The following is a 23,113-nucleotide window of genomic DNA, read 5'->3' on the forward strand; positions in this document are numbered from 1 at the left end:
GGACTTCATGAAAGAATCAGCACATGCCTGAAACTGCCGCCACAGCTGATACCCGTACGCCCTCAGGACGCCTGGCCCTCGCCGCGTCATCGGAAAAAATCGCGCTCGGACCCCTGGACGGCCGTTACCAGTCCGCCGTCGCCCCCCTCGTGGACTACCTGTCCGAGGCCGCCCTGAACCGCGACCGGGTGGCTGTGGAAGTTGAATGGCTCATCCACCTGACCAGCAACAACGTCCTGCCGGGAGCCGGTCCCCTCAGCAAGGAGCAGCAGGACCAGCTCCGCGCCATCGTCACCGAATTCGACGCCGCCTCGGTAGCCGAACTCGCAGAGATCGAGGCCGTCACCGTCCATGACGTGAAGGCCGTGGAGTACTACATCGGCCGCCGGCTGCCCGCTATCGGCATCGAAAACCTGACCGCCATGGTCCACTTCGGCTGCACTTCCGAGGACATCAACAACCTTTCCTACGCGCTGGGCATCAAGGGCGCCGTGGAGGATGTGTGGCTGCCCGCCGCCCGCGCCCTGGTGGAACAGATCAGCAGGATGGCGGAAGACAACCGCGCCGTCCCCATGCTGTCCCGGACCCACGGCCAGCCGGCCACGCCCACCACCCTGGGCAAGGAGCTGGCTGTCATCGCGCACCGCCTGACCCGCCAGCTGGACCGGATCGAAAAGACGCAGTACCTGGGCAAGATCAACGGTGCCACGGGCACCTACGCCGCGCACGTGGCCTCCGTCCCGGGCGCTGACTGGCAGCAGGTGTCCCAGACCTTCGTGGAGGGGCTGGGCCTGACCTGGAACCCGCTGACCACGCAGATCGAGAGCCACGACTGGCAGGCAGAGCTCTACGCCGACGTGGCACGCTTCAACCGCATCCTGCACAACGTCTGCACGGATATCTGGAGCTACATCTCCATCGGCTACTTCGCCCAGATTCCGGTGGCCGGCGCGACGGGTTCGTCCACCATGCCGCACAAGGTGAACCCCATCCGCTTCGAGAACGCCGAGGCCAACCTGGAGATCTCCAACGGCCTGCTGGACACGCTGGGCGCGACGCTGGTCACCTCCCGCTGGCAGCGCGACCTGACCGACTCCTCCAGCCAGCGAAACATCGGCGTGGCGTTCGGCCATTCCCTTCTCGCCATCTCCAACGTGGCCAAGGGCCTGGAGCGCCTGGACGTTGCCGGGGACGTGCTGGCGGCGGACCTGGACACCAACTGGGAAGTGCTGGGTGAAGCCATCCAGATGGTCATGCGCGCGGAGGCGATTGCCGGCGTCGAAGGCATGGAGAACCCGTACGAGCGCCTCAAGGACCTCACCCGCGGCCAGCGCGTCGACGCAGCGCGCATGCGCGAGTTCGTTCAGGGACTGGGCCTTTCCCCAGATGCCGAGGCACGCCTCCTTGCCCTTACCCCGGGCAAGTACACGGGCATCGCTGACCAGCTGGTGGACCACCTGAAGTAGGCTCCGCACCAACGCAGAAGATTACGACGGCGGCGCCGGGCTCCCCAGGGCCCGGCGCCTTTCTGCGACCCCGGCGATGTGACGCCCGTTCCGGCCGTACGCCGGCAGCATTCCGGAGTGCGAAACTGGGATCATGAAGTTGCTCCTGATCCGCCACGGCGAAACCCCCGGCAACGTGCTGGGCCAGCTTGATACCGACCATCCCGGCCCTGGGCTGACCGAACTGGGCGAGCGCCAGGCGGAGGCCATGGCGCGGGCCCTGGCCAACGAACGCATCGGGGCCCTCTACGCCTCAACGCTGATCAGGACCCAGATCACCGCCGCCCCGCTGGCGCGGCTGCAGACCCTCGATGTCGAAGTGCTGGAAGGGCTGCACGAAATCGAGGCCGGATCGCTGGAGAAGCTCACCGACCACGAATCCCACAAGCGCTACATGGGGACGGTCATCTCCTGGGCCGCCGGGGACCTGGATCTCCGCATGCCGGCGGGTCCGGACGGCCACGCCTTCTTCGAACGGTTTGACGGTGCCATCGCCCGGGTGGTGGAGCGGGCCGAACATCACCAGCACGGCACCGTTGCGGTCGTCAGCCATGGTGCAGCCATCCGCACGTGGGCCGGGTTGCGGGCCGACGGCGTTGACCACGAGTTCGCCGCCCGCCATGTCCTTGCCAATACCGGGATCGTGGCGTTGGAGGGCGACCTGCGTGCCGGCTGGAACCTGATCCATTGGGACGGCAGCCCGGTGGGCGGCCTCGCCCTGGCGGACCCGACCGCCGAGGACCCGACAGGGCGGGACGCGGGCGCCCCCTAGATCTGCTGCCGGTGGCGCCGGGGAGAGAAGATGCGCATTGCCTTGCACGGGACGGCACCCGGCTCCACGCGCTGACTTACACGGCTGCGCTGGTCGTCCCCGCCGGGCCGGCTGTCTTGGGCCTGCACCGGGGCCGCGGGGATCAGCCGTGCTGCCATCCCCGCGGCGCTTGCCGCCGTCGGCCGTTCGACGGGATCCATGGCTGTCAGGGACCGCAGCAGGATGGCCCATTCACCGAGGTGGTCCGGAACATCCGGTGACCGCAGGGTCCTGGCCACAAGGGATTCGATGGCGGTGCCCGGAAACGCCTTGGAGCCGGTGAGAAGCTCCAGCAGGACCAGGCCCATGGCGTACACATCCCAGGAGGGGTCAGCCGTGCCGCCGGAGGCCTGCTCGGGGCTCATGTAATGCACGGTGCCGGAGGAAATTCCGGGCTCGGGAGCCGACCCCGCCGCGGCGGCGATTCCAAAATCGATGATCCGGACCGGACTCCTGCGCAGCCCGCTCAGCATCAGGTTGGCAGGCTTGATGTCCCGGTGCACAAGCCCGCTGGAGTGAAGGTGCGCCAGTGCACGGAAGAAACCCTGTGCCCAGAGTGCAACATCCCCGGGCCCCGGATTCTGCAGCCGGATGGTTTCGGCCAAGCTCGCGCCCAACGCAAGTTCCTCCACCAGAAAGGGGCGCCCGGAATGGCGCCCGCCGTCGGGCATGACGCCCTGGGCCAGCAGCCGCACGATGGACGGGTGGTTGAGCCCCGCCAGCACGCTTGCTTCATTGCGGATGCGCTGGTGCTGCTTCCGGCCGTTGACTGCCGCGATCTTGACTGCGGCATCAGGACCGCCCTCCAGGTCAACCGCACGGAAGACTTCGGCAGCGGACCCGCGGCCCAGGCGTTCCCTGAGCTGGTAGCGCCCGGCAATGAGACCGTCCGGGCCAGGTTTCTGCGGGCTGAGCGGCAGTACAGGCGCTGCCGTCCCGGCGATGCTCATGCTGAAAGGGCAGCAGAGGTGTGCGTGGCGCGGACATCGGCCGGCTGCCAGGCATCCAGCTGGAATCCGCAGGCGCAGCGCCACACGGGCGGAAGCTCCGTACCCCCTGCGTCGGCCGGCGTGAAGGTGTAGCTGGCGCGGTGCCATCCCACAGCCGGCGTCACGAGCTGCATGGCGGCACCACAGTGGACTGCCGGATCTCCCTGCGGCGCAGTGGTGCCGTCCAAGGTGGATTCCAGCAGGTCGCTTGTCAGGACCGCCCCGGCCAAGCGGGGTTCAGGCGGTGAAACTTCGGTGAAAGTAACCAACACACTCACGACTCCGTTGGGAAGCAACTTTGGGAACAATCGTAAGCTTACATATAACTAGTTGATCTAGCTAGTCCAGCTAGTGAATTTTCTGGTCCTTGCCTTCGGGCGCCTGGAGCGCGTCCGTCATCCGCTGGAGGAAATCGACCACGACCCGGGCCTCCTCCGCGGTCAGGCCTTCCGCCACCTGCATCATGCGCCGGTGCATGGCGCCGAGCGTCTCGCGGACCTCCTTGTCCGATTCAACGGTGGGGATGACCACCACGGACCGGCGGTCCGAGGGATGCGCCTCGCGGCGAACGTGGCCGCTGGCCACCAGCCGGTCGATCAGCGAGGTTGTGGAAGCGCTAGTAATATTGAGGAACTGGCTCAGGTCCTTGGGGACAACCTGCTTGCCTGAGGCCTGCACACGCAGCAGATACCGCAGCGCGAGAATGTCGGTTTCCCCCATGCCCATGGAGTCCCTGGTGGTGCGGCGGATTTCGGTTTCGGCCGCGCGGTAGTCGCGGAGCGACTTCAGCACCGCAGCACTGTAGTCCAGCTGCCCGTCGGGCCCGTACCAGTAGCCGGATCCCTCGTTGCCCATAGAAGCCATGGATTTATTTTAGACCAGCTGGTAACTAGGCTGCCAAGTAACCTGCCCAGCCGCGTCAACATCCGCGTTATCCAGGTGCTTACCGCCAGGAAACACCTGTGTAACTCCCCGCGCCTAGCCTTATCAGGCATACCCCTCCGGCGAATCGAGGCAGATATGCAGACCAACCCCAGGCTGAACATCCGGCAGGTCCCCTGGTCCAACCCCGTGGGCGCCGACCTCCGCCGCGCCCAGCAGGCCGAACTTGACGCCCGCTTTGGCCGGCCTGACCACGAACCCGGCCCGCCGCCGTCGGGCGCCGACTGTGCGGTGTTCCTGGTGGCGTACGACAAGGGTTCGGGGCAGCCTGTGGGCTGCGGGGGGCTGCGGCTCCTGGACGGATCGACGGCGGAAATCAAGCGCCTCTACGTACTGCCGTACACGCGGGGATCCGGGGTGGCCAGCTCCATCCTGGCGGCCCTGGAAGCGGAGGCCTTCAGGCAGGGCATTACCCGCATCAAGGCAGAGGCGGGGTCCGCGCAGCCGGACGGCCGGAACTTCTACGAGAATTCAGGATTCGAGGCCATCCCGAACTTCGGTCCCTACGTCGGGGTGGAACACTCGTACTGCTACGCCAAGAGCATCAATGCCCGCAGCGCGGCGCAAACCGCCATGGCCTAGCAGTGGAGCCCGTGGCACCGGTGCCGGCGCGCCGTCACACTGGAAGGGCGCACCGCCCCTTCGGCTAATCTCAGCCTATGGAAACAGCGGACATCACCTTCCGGACCCGCAAGTGGGTGCGGCCCGAGGACCTCAACGCCAACGGGACGCTCTTCGGCGGCAGCCTGCTGAAATGGATTGACGAAGAGGCCGCCATCTATGCCATCCTCCAGCTGGGAAACGGCCGCGCCGTCACCAAGTACATTTCGGAGATCAACTTCGTCAGCTCGGCCGTCCAGGGCGACCTCATCGAGATGGGCCTCACGGCCACCCGGTTTGGCCGGACCTCCCTCACCATGCGCGCCGAGGTCCGCAACATGATCACGCGGCAAAGCATCCTCACCATCGAGGAGATCGTGTTCGTGAACCTGAACCAGGACGGCAAGCCCGAGCCGCACGGCTACACGGAGATCACCTACGACCGGGACCGGATTCCCACGCACCACCTCAGCGGTACCACGGTCAAGGACTAACGTTCGCCCCCGGTTCACGCCGCGGGCCCCCAGAGTTTCCCCATCTGGTCCAAAGTGGACAGCCGGGCTGTTTATCGAATCGATAGGTATAACAGCCCGGTTTTTGTCATGCGCGGCTATAGGCTGTGCGGACATGCTCCGATTCCAGTCCAGAAATGAGTCCTGATCGTGCGTAAATTGCAGACTTTGGTTGCCGCCGCCGTCGCCGTCACCCTCCTCGCCGGATGCGGTGGTGGATCGAACCCACCAACTTCAACGGGGGAAGCTTCCAAAGCTCCGCAAGGTGCGTCCGGGGACACCCTGGTTGTCTACACCAACTCCAACGGTGAAGGCCGGGGTGACTGGCTGGCCGCCAAGGCGGCCGAGGCCGGATTCAAGATTGAGATCGTGGGGGCCGGCGGCGCTGATGCCACCAATAAACTCATTGCCGAGAAGAACAACCCGATCGCGGACGTCGCATTCGGCTTGAACAACATGTACTTCTCGCAGATCAAGAACGAGGGCGCATTGGAGGCCTATCAGCCGGCGTGGGCAGGTGACGTGGACAAGGGACTCGGTGACGGCGAGACGTACTGGCCCCTCGTGAAGCAGGCGATCCTCCTTGGCTACAACTCTGACAAGTTCGCCAAGGATGCAGCACCGAAGGACTGGACTGACCTGTGGGCCAAGGATGAGTTCAAGAGCCGCTATGAAAGGGTCACCGGCCTGGGCACCGCCACAGCCCAGCTGGTCTTTGCCGGCATCCTCTCGCGCTACCGGGACGACTCAGGGGATTTGGGAATCTCCGATGACGGTTGGAAGCAGGTTGAGCAGTACTTCAAGAACGGAAGTCCCGCCGTGGCGAAAACCGACCTGTTCGCCCGCATCGCATCCGGTGAAGTGGACATGGGGCAGATGCCGTCCTCGATCATTGCCGATCGCGAAAAGTCCTTCAAGGTGAACGTCGACACGGTGATCCCTGCGGTTGGCGTCCCGCTGGCGGTAGAGCAGATCGCGCTGGTGAAGGGGACCAAGAAAAAGGACCAGGCGCAGAAGTTCATCGACTGGTTTGGCAGCGCCGAGGTCCAAGGCGAGTTCGCCCAGAAGTTCAACTCCATGCCGGTCAACAAGGGCGCCCAGGCAAAGGCCAATCCCGAGGTGGTGGGCTTCTTCGCGGATCTTAAGCAGCAGGACATCGACTGGGACTTCGTCCAGAAGAACATGGGTGCCTGGGTGGAGAAGATCGAGCTCGAGTACATGACGTAACCGTCCTGCCAGTCACCGTTCCGCTTTCCATCAGACAGGTATGCCATGATCCGCTTGGAAAACATCGAAGTTACCTTTGGCGATTTCACCGCCATTCCGCAGCTGGACCTGCATGTGCGCCCCGGCGAGTTCTTCACCCTCCTGGGGCCCTCGGGCTGTGGAAAGACGACGGCGCTGCGCACCTTGGCCGGCTTCATCCAGCCGGCCAAGGGTACGGTCCGGGTGGATGGAAAGGACGTGACCCGGCTTCCCAGCGACAAGCGGCAGGTGGGCATGGTGTTCCAAAATTACGCCCTGTTCCCCAGCATGAGCGTGTGGGAAAACATCGCCTTCGGGCTCCGTGTCCGGAAAGAAAAACCTGCCGAGAGCGACCGACTTGTGCGGGATATCGCGCGGCGCGTTGAGCTCAGTGATGAGCAGCTGGCAAAGAATGTGGCGGAGCTCTCCGGTGGCCAGCAGCAGCGGGTGGCCGTTGCACGGGCCCTGGTGCTGCGGCCCAAGATCCTGCTGCTGGACGAGCCCCTGTCAAACCTGGACGCCAAGCTGCGCCACCAGCTGCGCCAGCAGCTCAAGGACCTGCAGAGTGAATTTGGCATCACCACCGTCTATGTCACTCACGACCAGGATGAGGCACTCGCCATGAGTGACCGCGTCGCGGTGTTCAACAAGGGCGTCATCGAGCAAGTGGGGACACCCCAGGACATCTATGACCATGCCGCCACGGAGTTCGTCTGTAACTTCATCGGCGACAGCTCAACCCTGACTCCGGACTTTGTCTCCGAGGTGAACCAACTTTCGGGGGCCGGCCTCAGCACCGACGCCAGGTCCTACCTCCGCGTGGAAAAGGCTTCACTGGACCGGCCCTCCGGCGGAGGCACCGCCGTCGGGCTTCCGGCCACTGTGGTCTCCCGCACCTATCATGGCCTCCACAGCCGCTACGTTGTGCGCAGCCACGGCGCGGACATCCGCCTCCTTGTCAGGGAGAACGGAGGCAGGCACCCGGAGGCCGGCACGAACACCACCGTCTATGTCCAGCCTGAACACATCCTCCAGTACCATCCGGAAACCGGTGTGTCGCTGCGCCGGGACCGGGCAGTTGCCCTGCCATGAGCGCCAACGCCACTGTGCGCAGCATGGGCCGTTCACCCTTCGTCCTGGTGGTGGGCGTCGTCCTCACCTGGTTCATCACCGCGTTTTTGGTCTGGCCCAACGTCAATATCCTGATTGCCACCTTCTTTCCTGACGGCAGCTTCTCGGGGCGCGCCGCGGAGAAGCTGTTCTCGTCGCAGCGGGCCATGAAGGCACTCGGCAACAGCTTCCTCCTGGCCGTGGCCCTTTCCGTCACCGTCAACGTGGTGGGGGTCTTCATCGTGCTGGTGACGCACTATTTCCGGATCCGCGGCTCGCGCATCCTCTTCCTTGGCTACGCCTCCACCTTCATCTATGGCGGCATCGTGCTGGCTGCGGGATACAAATTCATTTATGGGGACAAGGGCATCGTCACCTCGCTGCTGGTCAAGCTGATCCCCGGAATGGACCCGGGATGGTTCTCCGGGTTTTTCGCCGTCCTGGTGGTCATGACCTTTGCCACCACCACCAACCACATGCTCTTCGTGGCCAACGCACTCAAGGGGATCGACTACCAAACCATCGAGGCCGCCCGGAACCTTGGCGCATCCCCCTGGACGATTCTTCGGCGCATCGTCCTGCCAATGCTCAAGCCCACGCTGTTCGCCGTCACCATCCTGTCGTTCCTGACCGGGCTGGGGGCTTTGAGCGCACCGCAGGTGCTGGGCGGCCGCGACTTCCAGACCATTACCCCGATGATCCTGACCTTCACCAACAGCCCCACGTCCAGGGACCTGGCAGCGCTGCTGGCGGTGATCCTGGGCCTGGCCACCATGCTGATGCTCGCCGTCATGTCCCGGCTTGAGAAGGGCGGCACCTACTTCTCGGTGTCCAAGGTGTCCTCCGAGCTGCAGAAGCAGGACATCACCAACCCCGCAGCCAACATGGCCGTCCACGCCGTGGCATATCTCCTCTTTGCCATCTACACGCTCCCGGTGGCCCTGATCGTGCTCTACTCGTTTGCCGACGGCGTGGCCATCCAGACGGGGCAGCTGTCGCCGGCCAACCTCACGCTGGACAACTACGTGCGCGTCCTCACCCAGCAGTCCGGGCTCCGTCCATTTGTCGTCAGTGTTGTGTACAGCGCCTCGGCGGCCGTTATTGCCGTCGGCGGACTGCTCTTCGTGGCCCGGCTGCTGCAGAAATACAAAAACTGGGTGGCCTCGGCCTTCGAGTACCTGCTGCACATTCCCTGGATCCTGCCGTCTGCGCTGCTGGCTTTGGGCCTGATCGTCAGCTACGACCACCCCAGCCCGCTGGTGGGCGGTGCCGTGCTCACCGGAACAACGGTGATCCTGCTCATCGCATTCGTCACGGTGAAGATTCCGTTCACCCTCCGGATGCTCAAAGCATCCTTTGCCTCCGTGAATTCATCGCTGGAGGAGGCTGCATCCATCATGGGCGCCAAGACGCTGTACGTCTTTCGGCGCATCCTCCTGCCGTTGGTACTCCCGGCGGCAGCAGCCATAACCGCCCTGAACTTCAACAGCCTGTTGGACGACTATGACACAGCCATCTTCCTGGCCCACCCGCTGGTACAGCCGCTGGGCCTGGTGATCAAGGCCAACACCGATGGCGCAGAAGGCACCGAGGGTATTGCCAACACGTTCGTCTACACGGTGCTCCTCATGATCATCACCGGCGTGACGATGTACCTGGTCTACGGCAGGTCGGGGCGCAGGCGGACCAGGAAACGACTGCCCGCGGTACCGCCCGTCCAGCAGGCTCCTGGAGGACTCCCCGGCGCCCAGGCCCCGGGCGGGGACGACGCAACACGGCCTGCCGCGGCCGTGCGCTGAATCACCTGCCGGCACTGCTGCCGACGGCGGCGCGTTTGTTGCGCCGCCGGGCCAGGTTGAGCAGGCCATCACGCAGCGGCTGGCCGCGTTCGGTGAGCGCGACGCGGCCCAGCGCCGAGGACGCCAGGCTCACCGCGCGGGTCCGGAACCTCCGCTGCCGGTCGTAGGCGCGCAGTGCCTGGTCTTCGGGCAGCGTGTTAAGCAGGTCTGCAAGTGTCACCGCGTCAACCAGCGACTCGCAGGCGCCGCGGCCAAGTGTGGGCATCATGGCATGGGCCGCATCACCGATGAGCGCAATCCTGCCACTGACGTAGGAGCCCAGGCGCGGAACCGTCCACAGGCGCTGGACCAGGCATTCCTCCGGCGTGGCTGCAGCAAGGGCGCGCCGGATGGCAGGTGCGTGGCCCGCATAGCGCTCCCTGGCCTGTTCCAGCGCTGACGGAACGTCGATCCCGTAGGGGCCAAGTCCGGACCGGTAACTGGCGTACCAGAAGGACCCGCCCCGGGCGGCGGCCATGCCGAACAGGTCCCCGCGGCCCCAGTACTCGCCCACCTCGTCCGGGGCAACTGGAGTAGGCAGGGTCCCGCGGAGGGCGAGGTAGGGCGTCAGACGTGCGTCCGCGCCGGGACCCCAGGCCGTGCTGCGGACAACGCTGTGGACGCCATCGGCGCCAACCACCAGTCCCCCGTCCGCGGGCAGCCCCCGTATCTGGCTGGTGGCCCGGCGGACGCTCCCCGGGACGGCCGTGTCCAGGAGCCGCAGCAGGTCGGTCCGGGAAATGCCGAACATTTCCCCGGCATCGACCGTAACCCAGGGCTCCCCCTGGGCGTTACGTACCGACCCGCTCCCGAGCACCGGGCTCACCGCCCGCGCCTGGTCCAGTATCCCCAGCCGGGCCAGGGCGCGTTGGGCGTTGGGCCACATCCCGAGAGCGTTGCCGACGGCGGGCAGTTCCGGACGCTTCTCGTACACCGTCACGTGGAAGCGGTTGGGGTCCAACGCCGCCGCGAGGGCAAGCCCGGAGATGCCCCCGCCCACGATGGTGATCGTCTCCATACGCAGGATTCTACTACTTTTGTAGTGAATTGAAAGGAGTCCCACTAGACTGTGGCCATGCGCGACAGACGTACCCAGCTCCTTGATGCCGCGCTGTCCGTGGTGGCAAACAAGGGGCTGAAAGGCCTCACGCACCGGGCCGTGGATGCCGCCGCCGACGTGTCCGAAGGCACGACGTCAAACTATTACCGCAACCGGTCAGCACTGGTGGAAGGCGTCCTGGACCGTTTGCTGCAGCTGGACGCAGAGCTCCTGCAGCGCGTTGGCCCGGCCGGTCCCCCACGGGACGTCGACCAGCTGGCCGGGCAACTGGCCGCGATGGTTCTCGCGCTGGCCCGGCAGCATGCCGGCCTCACCAGGGCCCGGCTGGCCCTGTCCCTGGACCATCCGGAGGCGGTGACCGGCGGGCACCGCCTGCTGGTGGGCGGGCTGGAACAGGCTCTTGCAGCCCTGGGGGTGGCTGACGCAGCAGCACGCGCCCGGGATATCGCGGACTACGGCGACGGGGTGCTGTTGCACCTGCTTACCGTCAGGCGCGACGAGCAGCCTGACGCTGCCGCCATCGCGGCGGCCGTCCGGCGACTGGCAGGCCCCTGAACCCACCCCGGCCGACCGCCGTCGTCCTTCTCCCGCGGCTTTAGGCGCCGCCGGGCCAGCCCGTGTAGGCCTCGGCCAGGTAAGCCATGCCGTGGCGGGAGGAGACCACCGAGTTCAGCTCGCCTAGCTGGCGCGCGCGGGAGAAATCGTCCGCGTCGGCGGGGGTGTGCAGCATGGTGGTCATCCAGTACGAGAACTGCTGCGCCTTCCAGACACGCTCCAGGGCCCGGTCGCTGTAGGTTTCCAGCAGGCGGCCGGAACCGGAGTTGTAGTGGCTGTCCAGCCCCTCGAAGAGGACCTTGACGTCGTTGATGGCAAGGTTCAGGCCCTTGGCACCGGTGGGCGGCACGGTGTGCGCGGCGTCGCCGGCGAGGAAGAGGTTGCCGTGGCGCATGGGGGTGTGGACGAAGCTGCGGAACGGCAGCACCATCTTTTCCAGGACGGGCCCTTCCTTGAGCTCGAAGCCGTTGCCGTTGACACGGCTCCGGAATTCGGCCCAGATCCTCTCGTCGTCCCAGTCGGCCACGTTCTCCTTGGGGTCGCACTGGAAATACATCCGCTGGACTGTCTCCGTACGCTGGCTGATCAGGGCGAATCCGTTGGCCGAGTTGGCGTAGATCAGTTCATCGGAGCTGCGCGGGGCCTCGGCCAGGATGCCGAACCAGGCGAAGGGGTACTCGTGGAAGTACCACTTGCGGTGGGCTTCCGGGATCTGGAACCGGCAGTGGCTGCGGGAGCCGTCGGCACCCACCAGGAAATCCGCCTGGATCTCGAACTCAACGCCTTCGGAGTCGGTAAACCGGACTTTCGGGCTGCCTTCCAGGTCATGGACAGTGGTGTCGGTGACGCTGTAGCGGACGTCGCCGCCGTCGTCCTTCCTCCGCGCGGCGAGGTCCAGGAAGACGTCCGTCTGCGGGTACAGCCAGACGGACTCGCCCACGAGGTCCTTGAAGTCGATGCGGTGGCTCTCGCCGTTGAACCGCAGTTCGATGCCATCGTGCCGGTCGCCCTCGCGCAGCACACGGTCCGAGACCCCGCTGTCCACCAGCAGGTTGACCGTCCCGTGCTCCAGGATGCCGGCGCGGACGGTGTGGGCAATCTCCTCGTGGCTGCGGACCTCGATGACCGTTGACTCGATGCCTGCCTTCGCCAGGAGATGGGACAGCATCAGCCCTGCCGGGCCGCCTCCCATGATGGCCACCTGGGTGGTGATGGTTTTTCGTGCCATGACTGCGTCTCGCTTCGTTGCGGGTCCCGCCACGGGCGGCACCGGACCGGTTTGTCTGCCATCAGTGTGGGGGAAGCCGGGTGACCGGCGTTACAGAAATTCCGTTGAATGGTTCAGGCGTCCGCAAGTTGCCGGGCAATGCCCCGGGCGGCCGTTTGCAGTGCCGGAACCAGTGCCTGCAGGCGCATCTCCTGCAGGGGCACCACGACGCCCAGTGAGGCTACGGCCCGCTGCCGGCGGTCCAGCACGGGCACCGCGATCCCCCAGGTGCCCGCATCCACCACGCCTTTCAGTTGCGCAAAGCCCTGATGGGCGGTCTCTGCCAGCAGCGCCCGGACGTCGGCCGCAGCCAGCCTTCCTTCGGGATCGGTGAACTGGCCCAGGTACTCCTGCTGCATGGCCTTGTCCTGGTGGGCCATCAGCGCCAGTCCGGCGGACGAGATATGGATGGGCATCCTGCCCGCTACCTGCGCCCGGTTGGCCACCGAGCCCCGGCGGGACAGCCGTTCCACAAAGAGCGCCTCCCAGCCATCCAGCACCGCGAGGTTCACGTTTTGGTTCAGGACCTGCTGGATGTCCTCCATAAAGGGCATGGCTGCCTGCCGGAGCGCCAGCGCCGGCGAGGCACGGTTCACCAGTTCCCACAGCCTGAGTCCAGGCCGCACCATCCCGCCGGGAGCAGTCTCCAGCAGTCCGTGACCTGCCAGCTGGCCCACCAGCCGGTGGGTGGTGGTCAGCGGAAGGCCTGCCCGCCCGGCAAGGTCAGACAACTGGAGGGCATTGACGTCCTGGGGAAACGCGGAGATCAGCCGCACGATCCGGTCCACCACGGAGTCGCCGGACGGGGAGTTGGCCAGCGTGAACACCTGCTTCCGTTGAATGGGAAAAGTTGTCCCAGATTACACCCGATAGTGATACAAACCTCACTGGGGATGTGGGCAATGCTGCCCACCCATTACCGGCAAAGCAGACTGCCGCTCAAAACTCCTGGAAGATACACCGAGGTATTTCTATGTCATTTGCGCCATCCCAGCACCGTTCCAAGTGGCCAGTCTGGCTTTGCTGGCTGGCTATGGTTCTTGACGGTTTTGACCTGGTGGTTTTGGGCACCGTCATTCCCACACTGATCAAGACCCATGAGCTTGGCTTCGACGCGGTGGGTGCCACCTTGGCCGCCACAATTTCACTGGTGGGCGTTGGCGCCGGTGCCCTGTTCATCGCCCCGCTGTCCGACCGCTTTGGCCGGCGCCGCCTCCTGGTGGCCTGCGTCCTGTGGTTTTCGATCTTCACCATCGCCGTGGTGTTCGCACCCAACGTGGCGGTGTTCTGCGCCTTCCGGCTTCTTGCCGGGCTGGGACTGGGCGCCTGCCTCCCGGCCGCCCTGGCCTACATGAACGACTACGCTCCGGCAGGTACCGCCGGAAAGTCGACCACCCGGACCATGACCGGCTACCACGCCGGCGCTGTGGCCACGGCCTTCCTTGCCCTGCTGCTGATCCCGGACTGGCGGATGATGTTCATCGTGGGCGGGCTGGCAGGCTTCGCCCTGGCACCCTTCCTGTGGTTCAAGCTCCCCGAAACCCTTCCCCCGGCGGCGGCAGGAACAGAACCTGCCGCAGCCCGCACGGGCTTCCGGGACCTGGCACGGAAGCCTTACCCCTTGGTGGCGCTGGCCATCGCGGCCGCGTCCTTCATGGGGTTGCTCCTGGTCTACGGCCTGAACACCTGGCTTCCGCAGCTGATGGCCGGCGCCGGGTACACCGTCAGCACCGGCCTGGTTCTCCTGCTGGTCCTCAACGTAGGGGCCGTGGTGGGCCTGGTGATCGCGGGGATCCTGGCCGACAAACACGGCACCAAGCGTGTGGTGCTGCTGTGGTTCGGACTCTCCGCGGTTTTCCTGGCTGTCCTGAGCGTCAAGATCCAGAATGAACTGCTGCTCAACGCGGCAGTCTTTGTCACCGGCGTGTTCGTCTTCAGCGCACAGGTCCTGGTTTACGCATGGGTCAGCCAGCTGTTCCCGGCAACCCTCCGTGCTACAGCCCTCGGCTTCGCCGCCGGGGTGGGCCGGCTCGGCGCGATCATGGGCCCCGCCGTCACCGGCACGCTGGTCGCTGCCAACATCGCCTACCCCTGGGGCTTCTACGTCTTTGCGGCCGCTGCCGCGATTGCCGTGGTAGCGCTGGTGACGGTGCCGCACACCATCGCTGCGGTCCGGGAAGCATCAGCCGCGGAACGTCCGTAACGGGTCACCACCCGCCCCTGCCCCTGGTGTTGCAGGGGCGGGCACAAGGCGGTCAGGCCGCCGTCGTCCTTTGCCTGATCCGGCGCCATGCGCCGGGCGCCAGCACCACGGCAATGCCGACGGCGGCGCCGATCACGGTCTCGATGATGCGGTCGCGCAGCAGGATGGAGGGTGACGCCGGGACCACCAGCAGTGTTGAGACCAGCGCGAGGGGTGTCACGAAAACCTGGGCCAGAAGGTACTGGCGGATGATGAACATCTCGGCCCCGAACTGGCACAGCGCCATCACCAGCACGGTTTGCCACGGCTGCAGGCCCACCAGCAGCACGGCCGCGAGGACCAGCAGGCCCAGGACCGTGCCGATGATCCTTTGTATGCCGCGGCGCACCCGGTGCCTGGTGGTGTGGCCCACCAGCGGCACCACGGCAGCAACCATGGCCCAGTAGTTGTGCCCGAACCCCAGGCGCTCCCCCGCCCACGTGGCCAGCGTGCCGGCAAGGCCTGCGGCCACCAGGTAGCCGAGCCCTTCAAGCCAGGCCGCGCGCTTCTCCGCGGGAGTGCGGCGGATGCGGGGAGGCCTGGCCCAGGGAGTCCTGTGGCTGGGAAGGATGCGGGACGAGAAGCCGACCAGCAGGGCGAACACCGTGGTCAGGACGGCCACCAGCATGCCTTGCCAGAGCGGCGGCTGGTTGGGAATGGATGCGATGGCGGCGAAGGCGAAGATATGGAAGAGCGAGCCGCCGGGGCGCAGCCTGAGCCAGGAAATGGCAACCGAACAGGCGCCGGCCACCAGCGTGGTGGCCAGGACCAGCAGCCACGTGTGGGTGGGGGCGTCCAGGCCCCAGGCGGGACCCATGCGCGCCGCCAGCGCCGCCAGGAGCATGACGAGCAGCATCAGCAGACCGGCGCGCAGCTGCAGGATAAACCGGACGGCGTGGGGTTCGCCGCGGCCGTAGATTCCGGTGAAGGCGCCGAAGGACGCGAAAATTGCCAGGTCCAGCCTGCCGAGCAGCACCAGCGTGATCAGCGGAACGAAGACGCCCACGGCGCACCTGAACGCGGGGTGGTGGTCCTTGTTGCCGGGGGCAATGCTGAACATTTCAGCAAACAACTTCACGGGCAGCGCCTTCCTTGGGTGGATTCTGACGGGCGGCCGCGCTGACGTTCCTGATAAATCCTACGGTGCGGGACCCGGAAGGCCCCCGGCGCGTTCCCATGAATGGAATCGGGAGGCAATGCGGTGGAAACAGCACCGCACCATGCTTGTGTCATGAAGCGCCCTGCCCACAACACACCCGCTGCCGAACTGCGCTGCAAGGTCTGCGGCCTGATGCCTGAGCCGCCCAAGGCGCGGCTGACCTTGGCGAACGTCGCCGTGATGCTGCCCATCGAGCTGCTGGTCCACGCCCTGGTGGTGGAGACCCACCTTCCCTATGTGGCCAAGGTCCTGGTGCTGACCCTGACGGCCACAGTCCTGGTGATCTGGGTGGCCGAGCCCTCGGCTGCCCGGATTCTGCTGCGCTGGCTGCACGCCCCGGCCCTTCGGCACCGGCGGCAGCTGGCGTCGGCGCCGTCCCTGTGGCGGGCGCGGACGCTTCTCCAGGACCGGCCCGGTTCGCTGCAGCGGATCACGGCGGCGCTGGCCCGGCTGGACACCAACATCCTGAGCATCCATGTCCACCCGGTACCGGCTGGGGTCCTGGATGAGTTTGTCCTCTCGGTGCCCGGGGACGTGGGCGAACGGGAACTGCTGGCGGCACTTCACGACGGCGGCGGCAGCAGTCCGCACGCCTGGCCCACCACCGCCCTGGACATGGCTGACGGGCAAACCCGGGCGCTCAGCCTGGCAGCGAGGATCGCCGCCACCCCGGACGAACTCCCCCTGGCGGTGGCCGAGCTGCTGCACGCACGGATTGTGCCGCCGTCGGACGCCGGCTTCAAAGCGTCCGACGACGGGACGCACCTTAGGATCCCCACGGCCTGGCATGGCCCCATCACCTTCTCCCGGCCGGATGAGCCGTTTACGCCGGCCGAGTCCGCGCGGGCCCACCGGCTGGCGGAACTGGCCGAGATCCTGTCCCACCGGCCGGACGGATCCCCCACGGCGCGTTGAGCTTTCCGCGCTGCTGCCGCCCGGCCTTACCCGTGCGCGGCAGTCACAATCCGTCAGCAGGGCCCCTGCAGCGCCCGGCCGGCAAAACCCCTTGACAGTGGCCGGAGTCACTTCTACCTTTGATTTTGGGATCCCAAATTGGGATCCCAAAAGTGCATTTCCCGCTCAACGCTCCGGATCGTCCAGCGGCCCCCTGCCGGCAGGCGCAACAACCCTGCCCGGCACGTACGTACAACGCACCATTCGCATCCTCCCCATCCGTAAACTTCCCCGTGAAGGAGAAGCTGTGTCCATCCCAAACACTGAAACAACGGCCACGTCCGACGAGGCCACCCCCGGCACTACCGAAACGCGCGGAAAGGACGGAACGCAACGGCGCACCTCCGTCCGCTGGCGGCTGTTCCTGCTGCTCCTGGTCCTGGTGTCCGTCAACTACATCGACCGCGGCTCCATCTCGGTGGCCCTGCCCATCATCCAAAAGGAGTTCGACCTCGCCCCGGAACTGGTGGGCCTGCTGCTCTCCGCCTTCTTCTGGACCTACGCCCTGATGCAGATCCCTGTGGGCCTGCTCATCGACAAGTTCGGTCCCCGCAAGGTGATGACCGCCTCCTGCGTGGGCTGGGGCGCGGCAACGGCCGCATCCGGCATGGCCGGCGGCTTCCTGAGCATGTTTATCGCCCGCCTCGGCATCGGCGTGACCGAAGCAGGTGTCATGCCCGCCGGCGGCAAGCTCAACGCCATCTGGATGCACAAGTCGGAGCGCGGCCGCGGTGCCACCATCCTGGACGCCGGCGCCCCGCTGGGTGCAGGCCTTGGCGGCATCCTCATCGCCGGCCTCATCGCAGCGACGGGCAGTTGGCGCAGTTCGTTCGTCATCGCCGGCGCCGCAACAGTCCTGATGGGCCTGGCCGTCTGGTGGTACGTCCGCGACAACCCGCGGCAGCACCGCGGTGTCAATGCCGCCGAAGCCGAGTACATCGAAGCGTCGCACGCTGCCGAGGATGCCGAAGCTGAGCTCGACGGCAGCCAGGGCAAACGCGCACTGCTCCCCTACCTCAAGTTCCGCTCCTTCTGGGCGATGTGCTTCGGCTGGCTCGGCTTCAATGGAGTGTTCTATGGCCTGCTGACCTGGGGCCCGCTCTATCTCGCCCAGGCCAAGGGCTTCGACTTGAAGACCATCGGCTGGTCCACCTTTGTCATCTTCGGTGCCGGCTTCGTCGGTGAAATCCTGGGCGGCACCATTGCGGACAAGTGGCGTGCATCCGGCGCGTCAGCCAACCGGGTGATGCGCACCCTCCTGGGGATCTCGAGTGTCGTGGTGATCGGCGGCCTGGTGGGCGTCACCGTGGTCCCGGACCCCACCACCGCTGTGGTCCTGCTCTCCCTCGTCATGTTCTTCCTGCGCTGGGTGGGCCTGTTCTGGAGCATCCCCTCCATCCTGGGCGGCCGCACCAACGCAGGCGTCCTGGGCGGTGCCATGAACTTCAGCGGCAACATCTCCGGCTTCGTCACGCCGATCGCCGTCGGCCTGATCGTCGGAGCCACAGGTTCCTACACCTGGGCGCTGCTGTACTTCGTGGGTTCCGCAGTGATCATGGGCGCCTCAGTCCTGACGCTGAACTACAACAAGCGGCTTCCTGTCTAAGCTGACCCTCGCAGGGAAACTTGCAACCAACGCCCCCGCAGCCGGGAGCAGTGCCGTACAAAATCCGAATGGAGCATCATGCTGACCGCAGAAGAGACCCAGGACAAGGACCGCCCCCTCCGCGAGACTGTCCGGGACACCCTCCGCACCAGGATTTTCGAAGGACACTACGCTCCCGGCACGCGGCTGGTGGAACGCGACCTGGCAGCCGAATTCTCCGTCTCCCGGCTGCCGGTCCGCGAGGCCCTGCGCATGCTTCGCCAGGAAGGCCTGATCAGCGACCGGGGCGCCCGCGGGGCTGAGGTGAGCAGCCTCAGCCCCAAGGACGTGGAGGACCTCTTCGATGTCCGCCAGTCCCTGGAAGTCCTGGCCTGCCGGCTCGCCGCCAAACGGGCCACCAAGGAGGACCTCGCCCATTTGAAGGGGCTGCTGGACGATGCGGAAACCTTCCTGGCCAAGGGATCAGTGATGGAGGCGCACCGCTCCAACAGCGAATTCCACGACGCCATCACCCGCATCGCGGACAACAACTTCCTCAAGTCCGCCCTGGAACCCCTCCAGGGCCGCATGCACTGGCTGTTCCGGCATGTCAGCGACCTGCCCGAACTCATCCGCGAACACCGCGACCTGTACACCGCCATTGCCAGCGGCGATCCGGACAAGGCAGCCGCCCAGTCCGCATCACACATTGGAAAGTACCGGGACCAGTTTCCCGAGGACTTCCAGAAGACCGAACCAGAATTCCACCGGAAGAGAAAATGAAACTCCTGGTCATCAACCCCAACATCAGCGCCGATGTCACCGCGCTGATTGAATCCGAGGCGCTCCGTTCCGCCTCCGCCGGCACCGAACTGCTGGTCAGGACTGCCGGGCACGGCGTGGAGTACATCGAGACCCGCTTCGAAGCCCTCATCGCCGCGGGTGCCGTGGCAGAGATCATTGCCGAACACACCCGTCCCGGCGCAGACCCGGTGGACGCCGTGGTGGTGGCTGCCTTCGGGGACCCGGGAATGCCGGCCCTCAAGGAACTGGCCGAGGTGCCCGTCATCGGGATCACCGAGGCCGCCCTGTGCGCAGCAGCACTGCAGGGCCACCGGTTCTCCATCATCGCCATCTCGGACCGGATCAAGCCCTGGTACCGCGAGTGCGTGGAGCAGTTCGGACTTGCCGGACGGCTGGCCTCCATCCGTTCCATCAATGACTCCCTGACCAGCATCGCCTCCGTCCAGCAGGACTTCAGGGAAACCCTGCTGGCACTCAGCCGGCAGGCCGTGGCGGAGGACGGCGCCGACGTCGTGATCCTTGCCGGCGCCCCGCTGGCCGGCCTTGCCCGCGACCTCACGGGGCAGATTCCCGTCCCTGTGGTGGATGGCATCTCCGCAGGCATCCGCATGGCCGAGGCCGTTGCCGCGCTGCAATCCGGGCCGCACCGCGCCGGCGCCTTCGCCCCGCCGCCGGCCAAGGACCGCAAGGGCCTGCCGCCCAATCTGGACGCGGCCCTTGCCGCCCGCCAGGAGCACGCCGGCACCCCCCAGCCCGCCGCCTAGCCAGAGCCCAACGACTTTAGGAGGACACCGATGTCCCACCAGCCACAACTCGTCATTGCCAACGCCACCGTGGTGAACAGCCACGGCCGCCGGGAGGCGCACGTCGTGGTCCACGACGGCCGCATTGCCCGGCTCGTCGACGCCGCCGGACCCGTCCCCGCGGCGGACCGCACCATCGACGCCACGGGCAAACTCGTGATCCCCGGCGGCGTGGACGGACACTGCCACGTGGCCCAGGTCACGGGGCGATTCCGCACCCTGGACGACTACCGGACCACCTCCACGGCAGCGCTGTGGGGCGGGACCACCACCATCATCGATTTCGGAATTCCCCGCGACGCCCAGGAAACCCCGCTCGCCGCCGCCCTGCACAAGAAGGAACTCGCCACGGAGTCCCGCTGCGACGTTGCCCTTCACGGCGCCGTGGTCACCTGGGACGAAACCGTCCCGTGGCAGCTTGAGCAGCTGGCAGCGGAAGGCGTCCGGTCGGTGAAGATGTACACCACCAACCGGGGCACCACCATGGCGGACGGCGACACCATCCTGAAGGTCATGCGGGAAATGGTCCGGCTGGACGGGTTGACGTACATCCACGCCGAACACGATCCCATCATCGCCGACTGCACCGCCCAGCACGCGGAGGACGGGCGGATCGGCATCGAACACCTGCACCGGACCCGGCCGGAACTGGCCGAGGAGATCTCGGTCAAGGAAACCCTGGCCATGGCCGAATACACCGGCGCACCGGTGTACTTCGTCCACCAGTCCACGCCCGGGGCAGTGGACCTGGTGAGCGAAGCCCGCTCCCGGGGACTGGAGGCCTACTCCGAGACCTGCCCGCATTACATCACGCTGGACGATTCCGTCTACGGATCCACCTTCCCCGAGTGGTTCGCCTGCTGCCCGCCCATGCGCAGCCCGGAAACCGTGGCCGCCCTCAAGGAGCGGCTGGTGTCCGGAGCCATCCACACCATGTCCTCCGACCACTCCTGCTACGACCTGTCCCAGAAGCGCGAGCGCACCGACGACGTGCGCGCCATGCCGCACGGACTGCCCGGCGTGGAGACGCGGATGCCGGTTACGTTCACCGCGATGACCTCCGCCGGGGCAACCGTGGAGCAGTTCGTGGAGGCTTTCGCTGCCGCGCCGGCACGGATCAACGCCGTGCCCGGCAAAGGCTGCATCGCCGAGGGGTTCGACGCCGACCTGGTGGTTTTCGACCCCGCAGAGGAACGCACCGTGAACGGCGCGGCCCTGCACATGGGAACGGACTTCTCGCCTTTTGACGGGAAGGCACTCACGGGCTGGCCCGCCGTCGTTGTTTCCAAGGGACGCGTGGTCCTGGACGCGGACGGCTTCCATGACCCCGGCGCCGTGGGCCGCTTCATCAACCGCACCGGCTTCCGGCAGCACCAGTCTGCTGCCCCCGAAGCTTCCCGACTCGCCGCCGCCCTCTAGGAGCCCCCATGCCTGCAAGCACACGCCCCCGCCGGATCGGCATGATCGTGCCGTCCTCCAACACCTGCCTGGAACCGCAGACCTACCGCATCCTGGGCGTCCGCACCGACGTCACGGTGCACTTCACCCGGATCCCAGTCACCCGCATCGCGCTCGATGACTCCTCCGACCGCCAGTTCGATCCCACAGTCATGCAGGAGGCAGCAGCGCTGCTGGCGACGGCGGACGTGGACGTGATTGCCTGGAACGGCACTTCAGGCTCGTGGCTGGGCCCGGCGCACGACCAGGAGTTGGCGGCCGGGATCAGCGGCGCCACGGGCATCCCCGCCACCACCTCCACGCTTGCCTACCTGGAAGCCTTCCGGACCTTCGGCACGGAGCGGATCGGCCTGTTCACCCCCTACACCGCGGACGTGAACCACCGGGTCATCGCCTGCTACGAGCGCGAAGGCATCAAGACCGTGGACCACCGGGCGCTGGGATTGAGCGACAACGAGTCCTTTGCCCGGGTCACCGACGACGAGATGCGCCCGGGGTCCCTGGAACTCGCAGCCACTGCCCCGGACGCCCTGGTGTACCTGTGCACCAACCTCTACGGGGCCAACATCACCGCCGAAATCGAGGACAGCACCGGAGTGCCGGTGCTTGACTCCGTTGCCGTCACCCTCTGGCACGCTCTGAAACTGGCAGGCGCGCCGTTGCTGGAACCACGCTGGGGACGGCTGCTGGGCTAAACCGCCCTACATCCGCAAGGTCAGGGCGCCGGGCTCCATGGTCATGAGCACGTGCTTGCTCTCGCCTTCGTGGTCCCCGTCCAACTGGTAGTCGTCCTTGTGTTCCAGCGTGATCTCAACGGTTTTGCCCTGGAAGTACTCCACGGCGGTGTCCTTGCCGCGGCCCTTGCCGATCATTCCCGCCACCACGGAGAGCCACCCCAGCTTTCCGTGGTGGGGAGCCAGGACGGCGATGTCCAGCAGGCCGTCGTCCACCTTGGCATCAGGGAAGATTTCAAGACCGCCCTGGACCTTGCCGCAGTTGCCCACCATCACGCTGCGGACGCCCCGGTGCACCACGGGCTTGCCGTCGATCACCACGGTTGCCTTGACCGGTTTGCCGGGCAGGTTCCGGATGCCGGCGTCCACGTAGGCCAGCCAGCCCACCTTGTCCTTCAGGTCCTCGTTGGTGTCCGCCATGATGGTGGCGTCATAGCCCAGGCCGGCCATGACCAGGAAGAGCTGGTCCTTGTCCGGGTCGCTGCGCCGGGCCCGGACCACGTCGATCTTCCGCTCCGTGCCGATGAGGGCCCCGGCCATGGCGCCGTCGTAGTCGGTGACGTCCATGCCCAGGTTGCGCGCCAGCAGGTTGCCCGTCCCCAGCGGCAGCAGGCCCATGGGGGTGTCGCTGCCGGCCAGGACCTCGGCAACGCACCTCACGGTGCCGTCGCCGCCGGCCGCGATCACGATGTCCGCACCCTGGGCCAGCGCTTCCTTCGCCTGGCCGACGCCCGGATCCTCCTTGGTGGTTTCCAGCCAAATGGCTTCCCCCCACCCGTTTTCCACGCAGTGCTTGGCCACCAGGCCGCGCACGTCGATATCCACCGGCTTGGCAGGATTGACGATGATGGCGGCACGTTTGGGCGAAGTGGAGCTGTTGTCAGTCATGGCGTCCTCTGATGGCGGATGGAAAGCAAGCTTCTGAGAGAAGGGTAACCCG

23 protein-coding genes are annotated in these 23,113 nt (G+C 66.3%); 15 read left to right on the forward strand and 8 right to left on the reverse strand.

Annotated features, from left to right (window positions below; all coding sequences use genetic code 11):
* The first annotated feature begins 23 nt into the window (after positions 1-23).
* Positions 24-1,466 (forward strand): adenylosuccinate lyase, encoded by a 1,443-nt coding sequence (gene purB / locus LDO86_RS19610; RefSeq protein ID WP_056392462.1) that lies wholly within the window; start codon positions 24-26, stop codon positions 1,464-1,466.
* Between the two features lie 133 nt (positions 1,467-1,599).
* Positions 1,600-2,277 (forward strand): histidine phosphatase family protein, encoded by a 678-nt coding sequence (locus LDO86_RS19615; protein ID WP_018769766.1) that lies wholly within the window; start codon positions 1,600-1,602, stop codon positions 2,275-2,277.
* Here the strand turns inward: LDO86_RS19615 and LDO86_RS19620 are convergent.
* The 3 genes from LDO86_RS19620 to LDO86_RS19630 all read right to left on the reverse strand — a co-directional run bounded on the left by LDO86_RS19620 (position 2,274) and on the right by LDO86_RS19630 (position 4,169).
* A complete protein-coding gene (locus LDO86_RS19620; protein WP_056392461.1) occupies positions 2,274-3,266 on the reverse strand; it encodes a serine/threonine-protein kinase in 993 nt (330 codons plus the stop codon). The two genes, LDO86_RS19615 and LDO86_RS19620, sit on opposite strands and share 4 nt — an antisense overlap.
* Complete coding sequence (locus LDO86_RS19625; RefSeq protein WP_018769767.1) at positions 3,263-3,577, reverse strand: hypothetical protein; 315 nt, start codon at positions 3,575-3,577, stop codon at positions 3,263-3,265. The genes LDO86_RS19620 and LDO86_RS19625 overlap by 4 nt, the downstream gene beginning before the upstream one ends.
* A gap of 76 nt (positions 3,578-3,653) precedes the next feature.
* A complete protein-coding gene (locus LDO86_RS19630; protein WP_043425008.1) occupies positions 3,654-4,169 on the reverse strand; it encodes a MarR family transcriptional regulator in 516 nt (171 codons plus the stop codon).
* Between the two features lie 156 nt (positions 4,170-4,325).
* Between LDO86_RS19630 and LDO86_RS19635 the strand changes: the two genes are divergently transcribed.
* From LDO86_RS19635 to LDO86_RS19655, 5 genes are all read left to right on the forward strand, one after another.
* Positions 4,326-4,829 carry a GNAT family N-acetyltransferase gene (locus LDO86_RS19635; RefSeq protein WP_018769769.1) on the forward strand — a complete coding sequence of 168 codons (504 nt, stop codon included), beginning with the start codon at positions 4,326-4,328 and terminating at the stop codon, positions 4,827-4,829.
* A 77-nt stretch (positions 4,830-4,906) separates the two neighbouring features.
* Entirely contained in the window at positions 4,907-5,341 is a 435-nt protein-coding gene (locus LDO86_RS19640) for a hotdog domain-containing protein (protein ID WP_018769770.1), read from the forward strand.
* Positions 5,342-5,509: 168 nt separating this feature from the next.
* Complete coding sequence (locus tag LDO86_RS19645; RefSeq protein ID WP_026265846.1) at positions 5,510-6,586, forward strand: extracellular solute-binding protein; 1,077 nt, start codon at positions 5,510-5,512, stop codon at positions 6,584-6,586.
* 45 nt (positions 6,587-6,631) lie between these two features.
* Positions 6,632-7,696, forward strand: coding sequence for an ABC transporter ATP-binding protein (locus LDO86_RS19650; RefSeq protein ID WP_224084162.1), 1,065 nt, complete (start codon positions 6,632-6,634; stop codon positions 7,694-7,696).
* Entirely contained in the window at positions 7,693-9,513 is a 1,821-nt protein-coding gene (locus LDO86_RS19655; protein ID WP_224084163.1) for an iron ABC transporter permease, read from the forward strand. The genes LDO86_RS19650 and LDO86_RS19655 overlap by 4 nt, the downstream gene beginning before the upstream one ends.
* Before the next feature lies 1 nt (position 9,514).
* Here LDO86_RS19655 and LDO86_RS19660 read toward each other — a convergent pair whose 3' ends face one another.
* Positions 9,515-10,570, reverse strand: coding sequence for an FAD-dependent monooxygenase (locus LDO86_RS19660; RefSeq protein WP_018769774.1), 1,056 nt, complete (start codon positions 10,568-10,570; stop codon positions 9,515-9,517).
* A 57-nt stretch (positions 10,571-10,627) separates the two neighbouring features.
* On the opposite strand from LDO86_RS19660, the gene LDO86_RS19665 reads away from it, so the two are divergent.
* Entirely contained in the window at positions 10,628-11,167 is a 540-nt protein-coding gene (locus LDO86_RS19665) for a TetR family transcriptional regulator (protein WP_224084164.1), read from the forward strand.
* 40 nt (positions 11,168-11,207) lie between these two features.
* Here LDO86_RS19665 and LDO86_RS19670 read toward each other — a convergent pair whose 3' ends face one another.
* Positions 11,208-12,395 (reverse strand): 4-hydroxybenzoate 3-monooxygenase, encoded by a 1,188-nt coding sequence (locus LDO86_RS19670; protein ID WP_134164884.1) that lies wholly within the window; start codon positions 12,393-12,395, stop codon positions 11,208-11,210.
* A gap of 113 nt (positions 12,396-12,508) precedes the next feature.
* Positions 12,509-13,252, reverse strand: a complete 744-nt coding sequence (locus LDO86_RS19675; RefSeq protein ID WP_026265847.1) for an IclR family transcriptional regulator — start codon at positions 13,250-13,252, stop codon at positions 12,509-12,511.
* A 215-nt stretch (positions 13,253-13,467) separates the two neighbouring features.
* Here LDO86_RS19675 and LDO86_RS19680 point away from each other — a divergent pair, with 215 nt between their 5' ends.
* Complete coding sequence (locus LDO86_RS19680) at positions 13,468-14,637, forward strand: aromatic acid/H+ symport family MFS transporter (protein ID WP_018769778.1); 1,170 nt, start codon at positions 13,468-13,470, stop codon at positions 14,635-14,637.
* A 52-nt stretch (positions 14,638-14,689) separates the two neighbouring features.
* Here LDO86_RS19680 and LDO86_RS19685 read toward each other — a convergent pair whose 3' ends face one another.
* Positions 14,690-15,754: an FUSC family protein gene (locus LDO86_RS19685; protein WP_223993120.1), complete on the reverse strand. Its 1,065-nt coding sequence runs from the start codon at positions 15,752-15,754 to the stop codon at positions 14,690-14,692.
* Positions 15,755-15,907: 153 nt separating this feature from the next.
* Here LDO86_RS19685 and LDO86_RS19690 point away from each other — a divergent pair, with 153 nt between their 5' ends.
* The 6 genes from LDO86_RS19690 (at position 15,908) to LDO86_RS19715 (ending at position 22,134) form a co-directional block, all read left to right on the forward strand.
* Positions 15,908-16,750, forward strand: coding sequence for an ACT domain-containing protein (locus LDO86_RS19690; protein ID WP_224084165.1), 843 nt, complete (start codon positions 15,908-15,910; stop codon positions 16,748-16,750).
* A gap of 286 nt (positions 16,751-17,036) precedes the next feature.
* On the forward strand, positions 17,037-18,395 hold the full coding sequence (locus LDO86_RS19695; protein WP_018769781.1) for an MFS transporter: 1,359 nt from the start codon (positions 17,037-17,039) through the stop codon (positions 18,393-18,395).
* Between the two features lie 78 nt (positions 18,396-18,473).
* Positions 18,474-19,157 (forward strand): GntR family transcriptional regulator, encoded by a 684-nt coding sequence (locus tag LDO86_RS19700; protein WP_018769782.1) that lies wholly within the window; start codon positions 18,474-18,476, stop codon positions 19,155-19,157.
* Positions 19,154-19,942 carry an aspartate/glutamate racemase family protein gene (locus LDO86_RS19705; RefSeq protein ID WP_224084166.1) on the forward strand — a complete coding sequence of 263 codons (789 nt, stop codon included), beginning with the start codon at positions 19,154-19,156 and terminating at the stop codon, positions 19,940-19,942. The genes LDO86_RS19700 and LDO86_RS19705 overlap by 4 nt, the downstream gene beginning before the upstream one ends.
* 30 nt (positions 19,943-19,972) lie before the next feature.
* Positions 19,973-21,400: an amidohydrolase family protein gene (locus LDO86_RS19710; protein ID WP_224084167.1), complete on the forward strand. Its 1,428-nt coding sequence runs from the start codon at positions 19,973-19,975 to the stop codon at positions 21,398-21,400.
* Positions 21,401-21,408: 8 nt separating this feature from the next.
* Positions 21,409-22,134, forward strand: coding sequence for an Asp/Glu racemase (locus LDO86_RS19715; RefSeq protein ID WP_224084168.1), 726 nt, complete (start codon positions 21,409-21,411; stop codon positions 22,132-22,134).
* A gap of 6 nt (positions 22,135-22,140) precedes the next feature.
* On the opposite strand, the gene LDO86_RS19720 is transcribed toward LDO86_RS19715, so the two are convergent.
* Positions 22,141-23,061 carry a diacylglycerol kinase family protein gene (locus tag LDO86_RS19720; RefSeq protein WP_134164877.1) on the reverse strand — a complete coding sequence of 307 codons (921 nt, stop codon included), beginning with the start codon at positions 23,059-23,061 and terminating at the stop codon, positions 22,141-22,143.
* Positions 23,062-23,113: the final 52 nt, after the last annotated feature.

Source organism: Arthrobacter sp. StoSoilB19, from assembly GCF_019977275.1.
Taxonomy (GTDB): Bacteria; Actinomycetota; Actinomycetes; order Actinomycetales; family Micrococcaceae; genus Arthrobacter.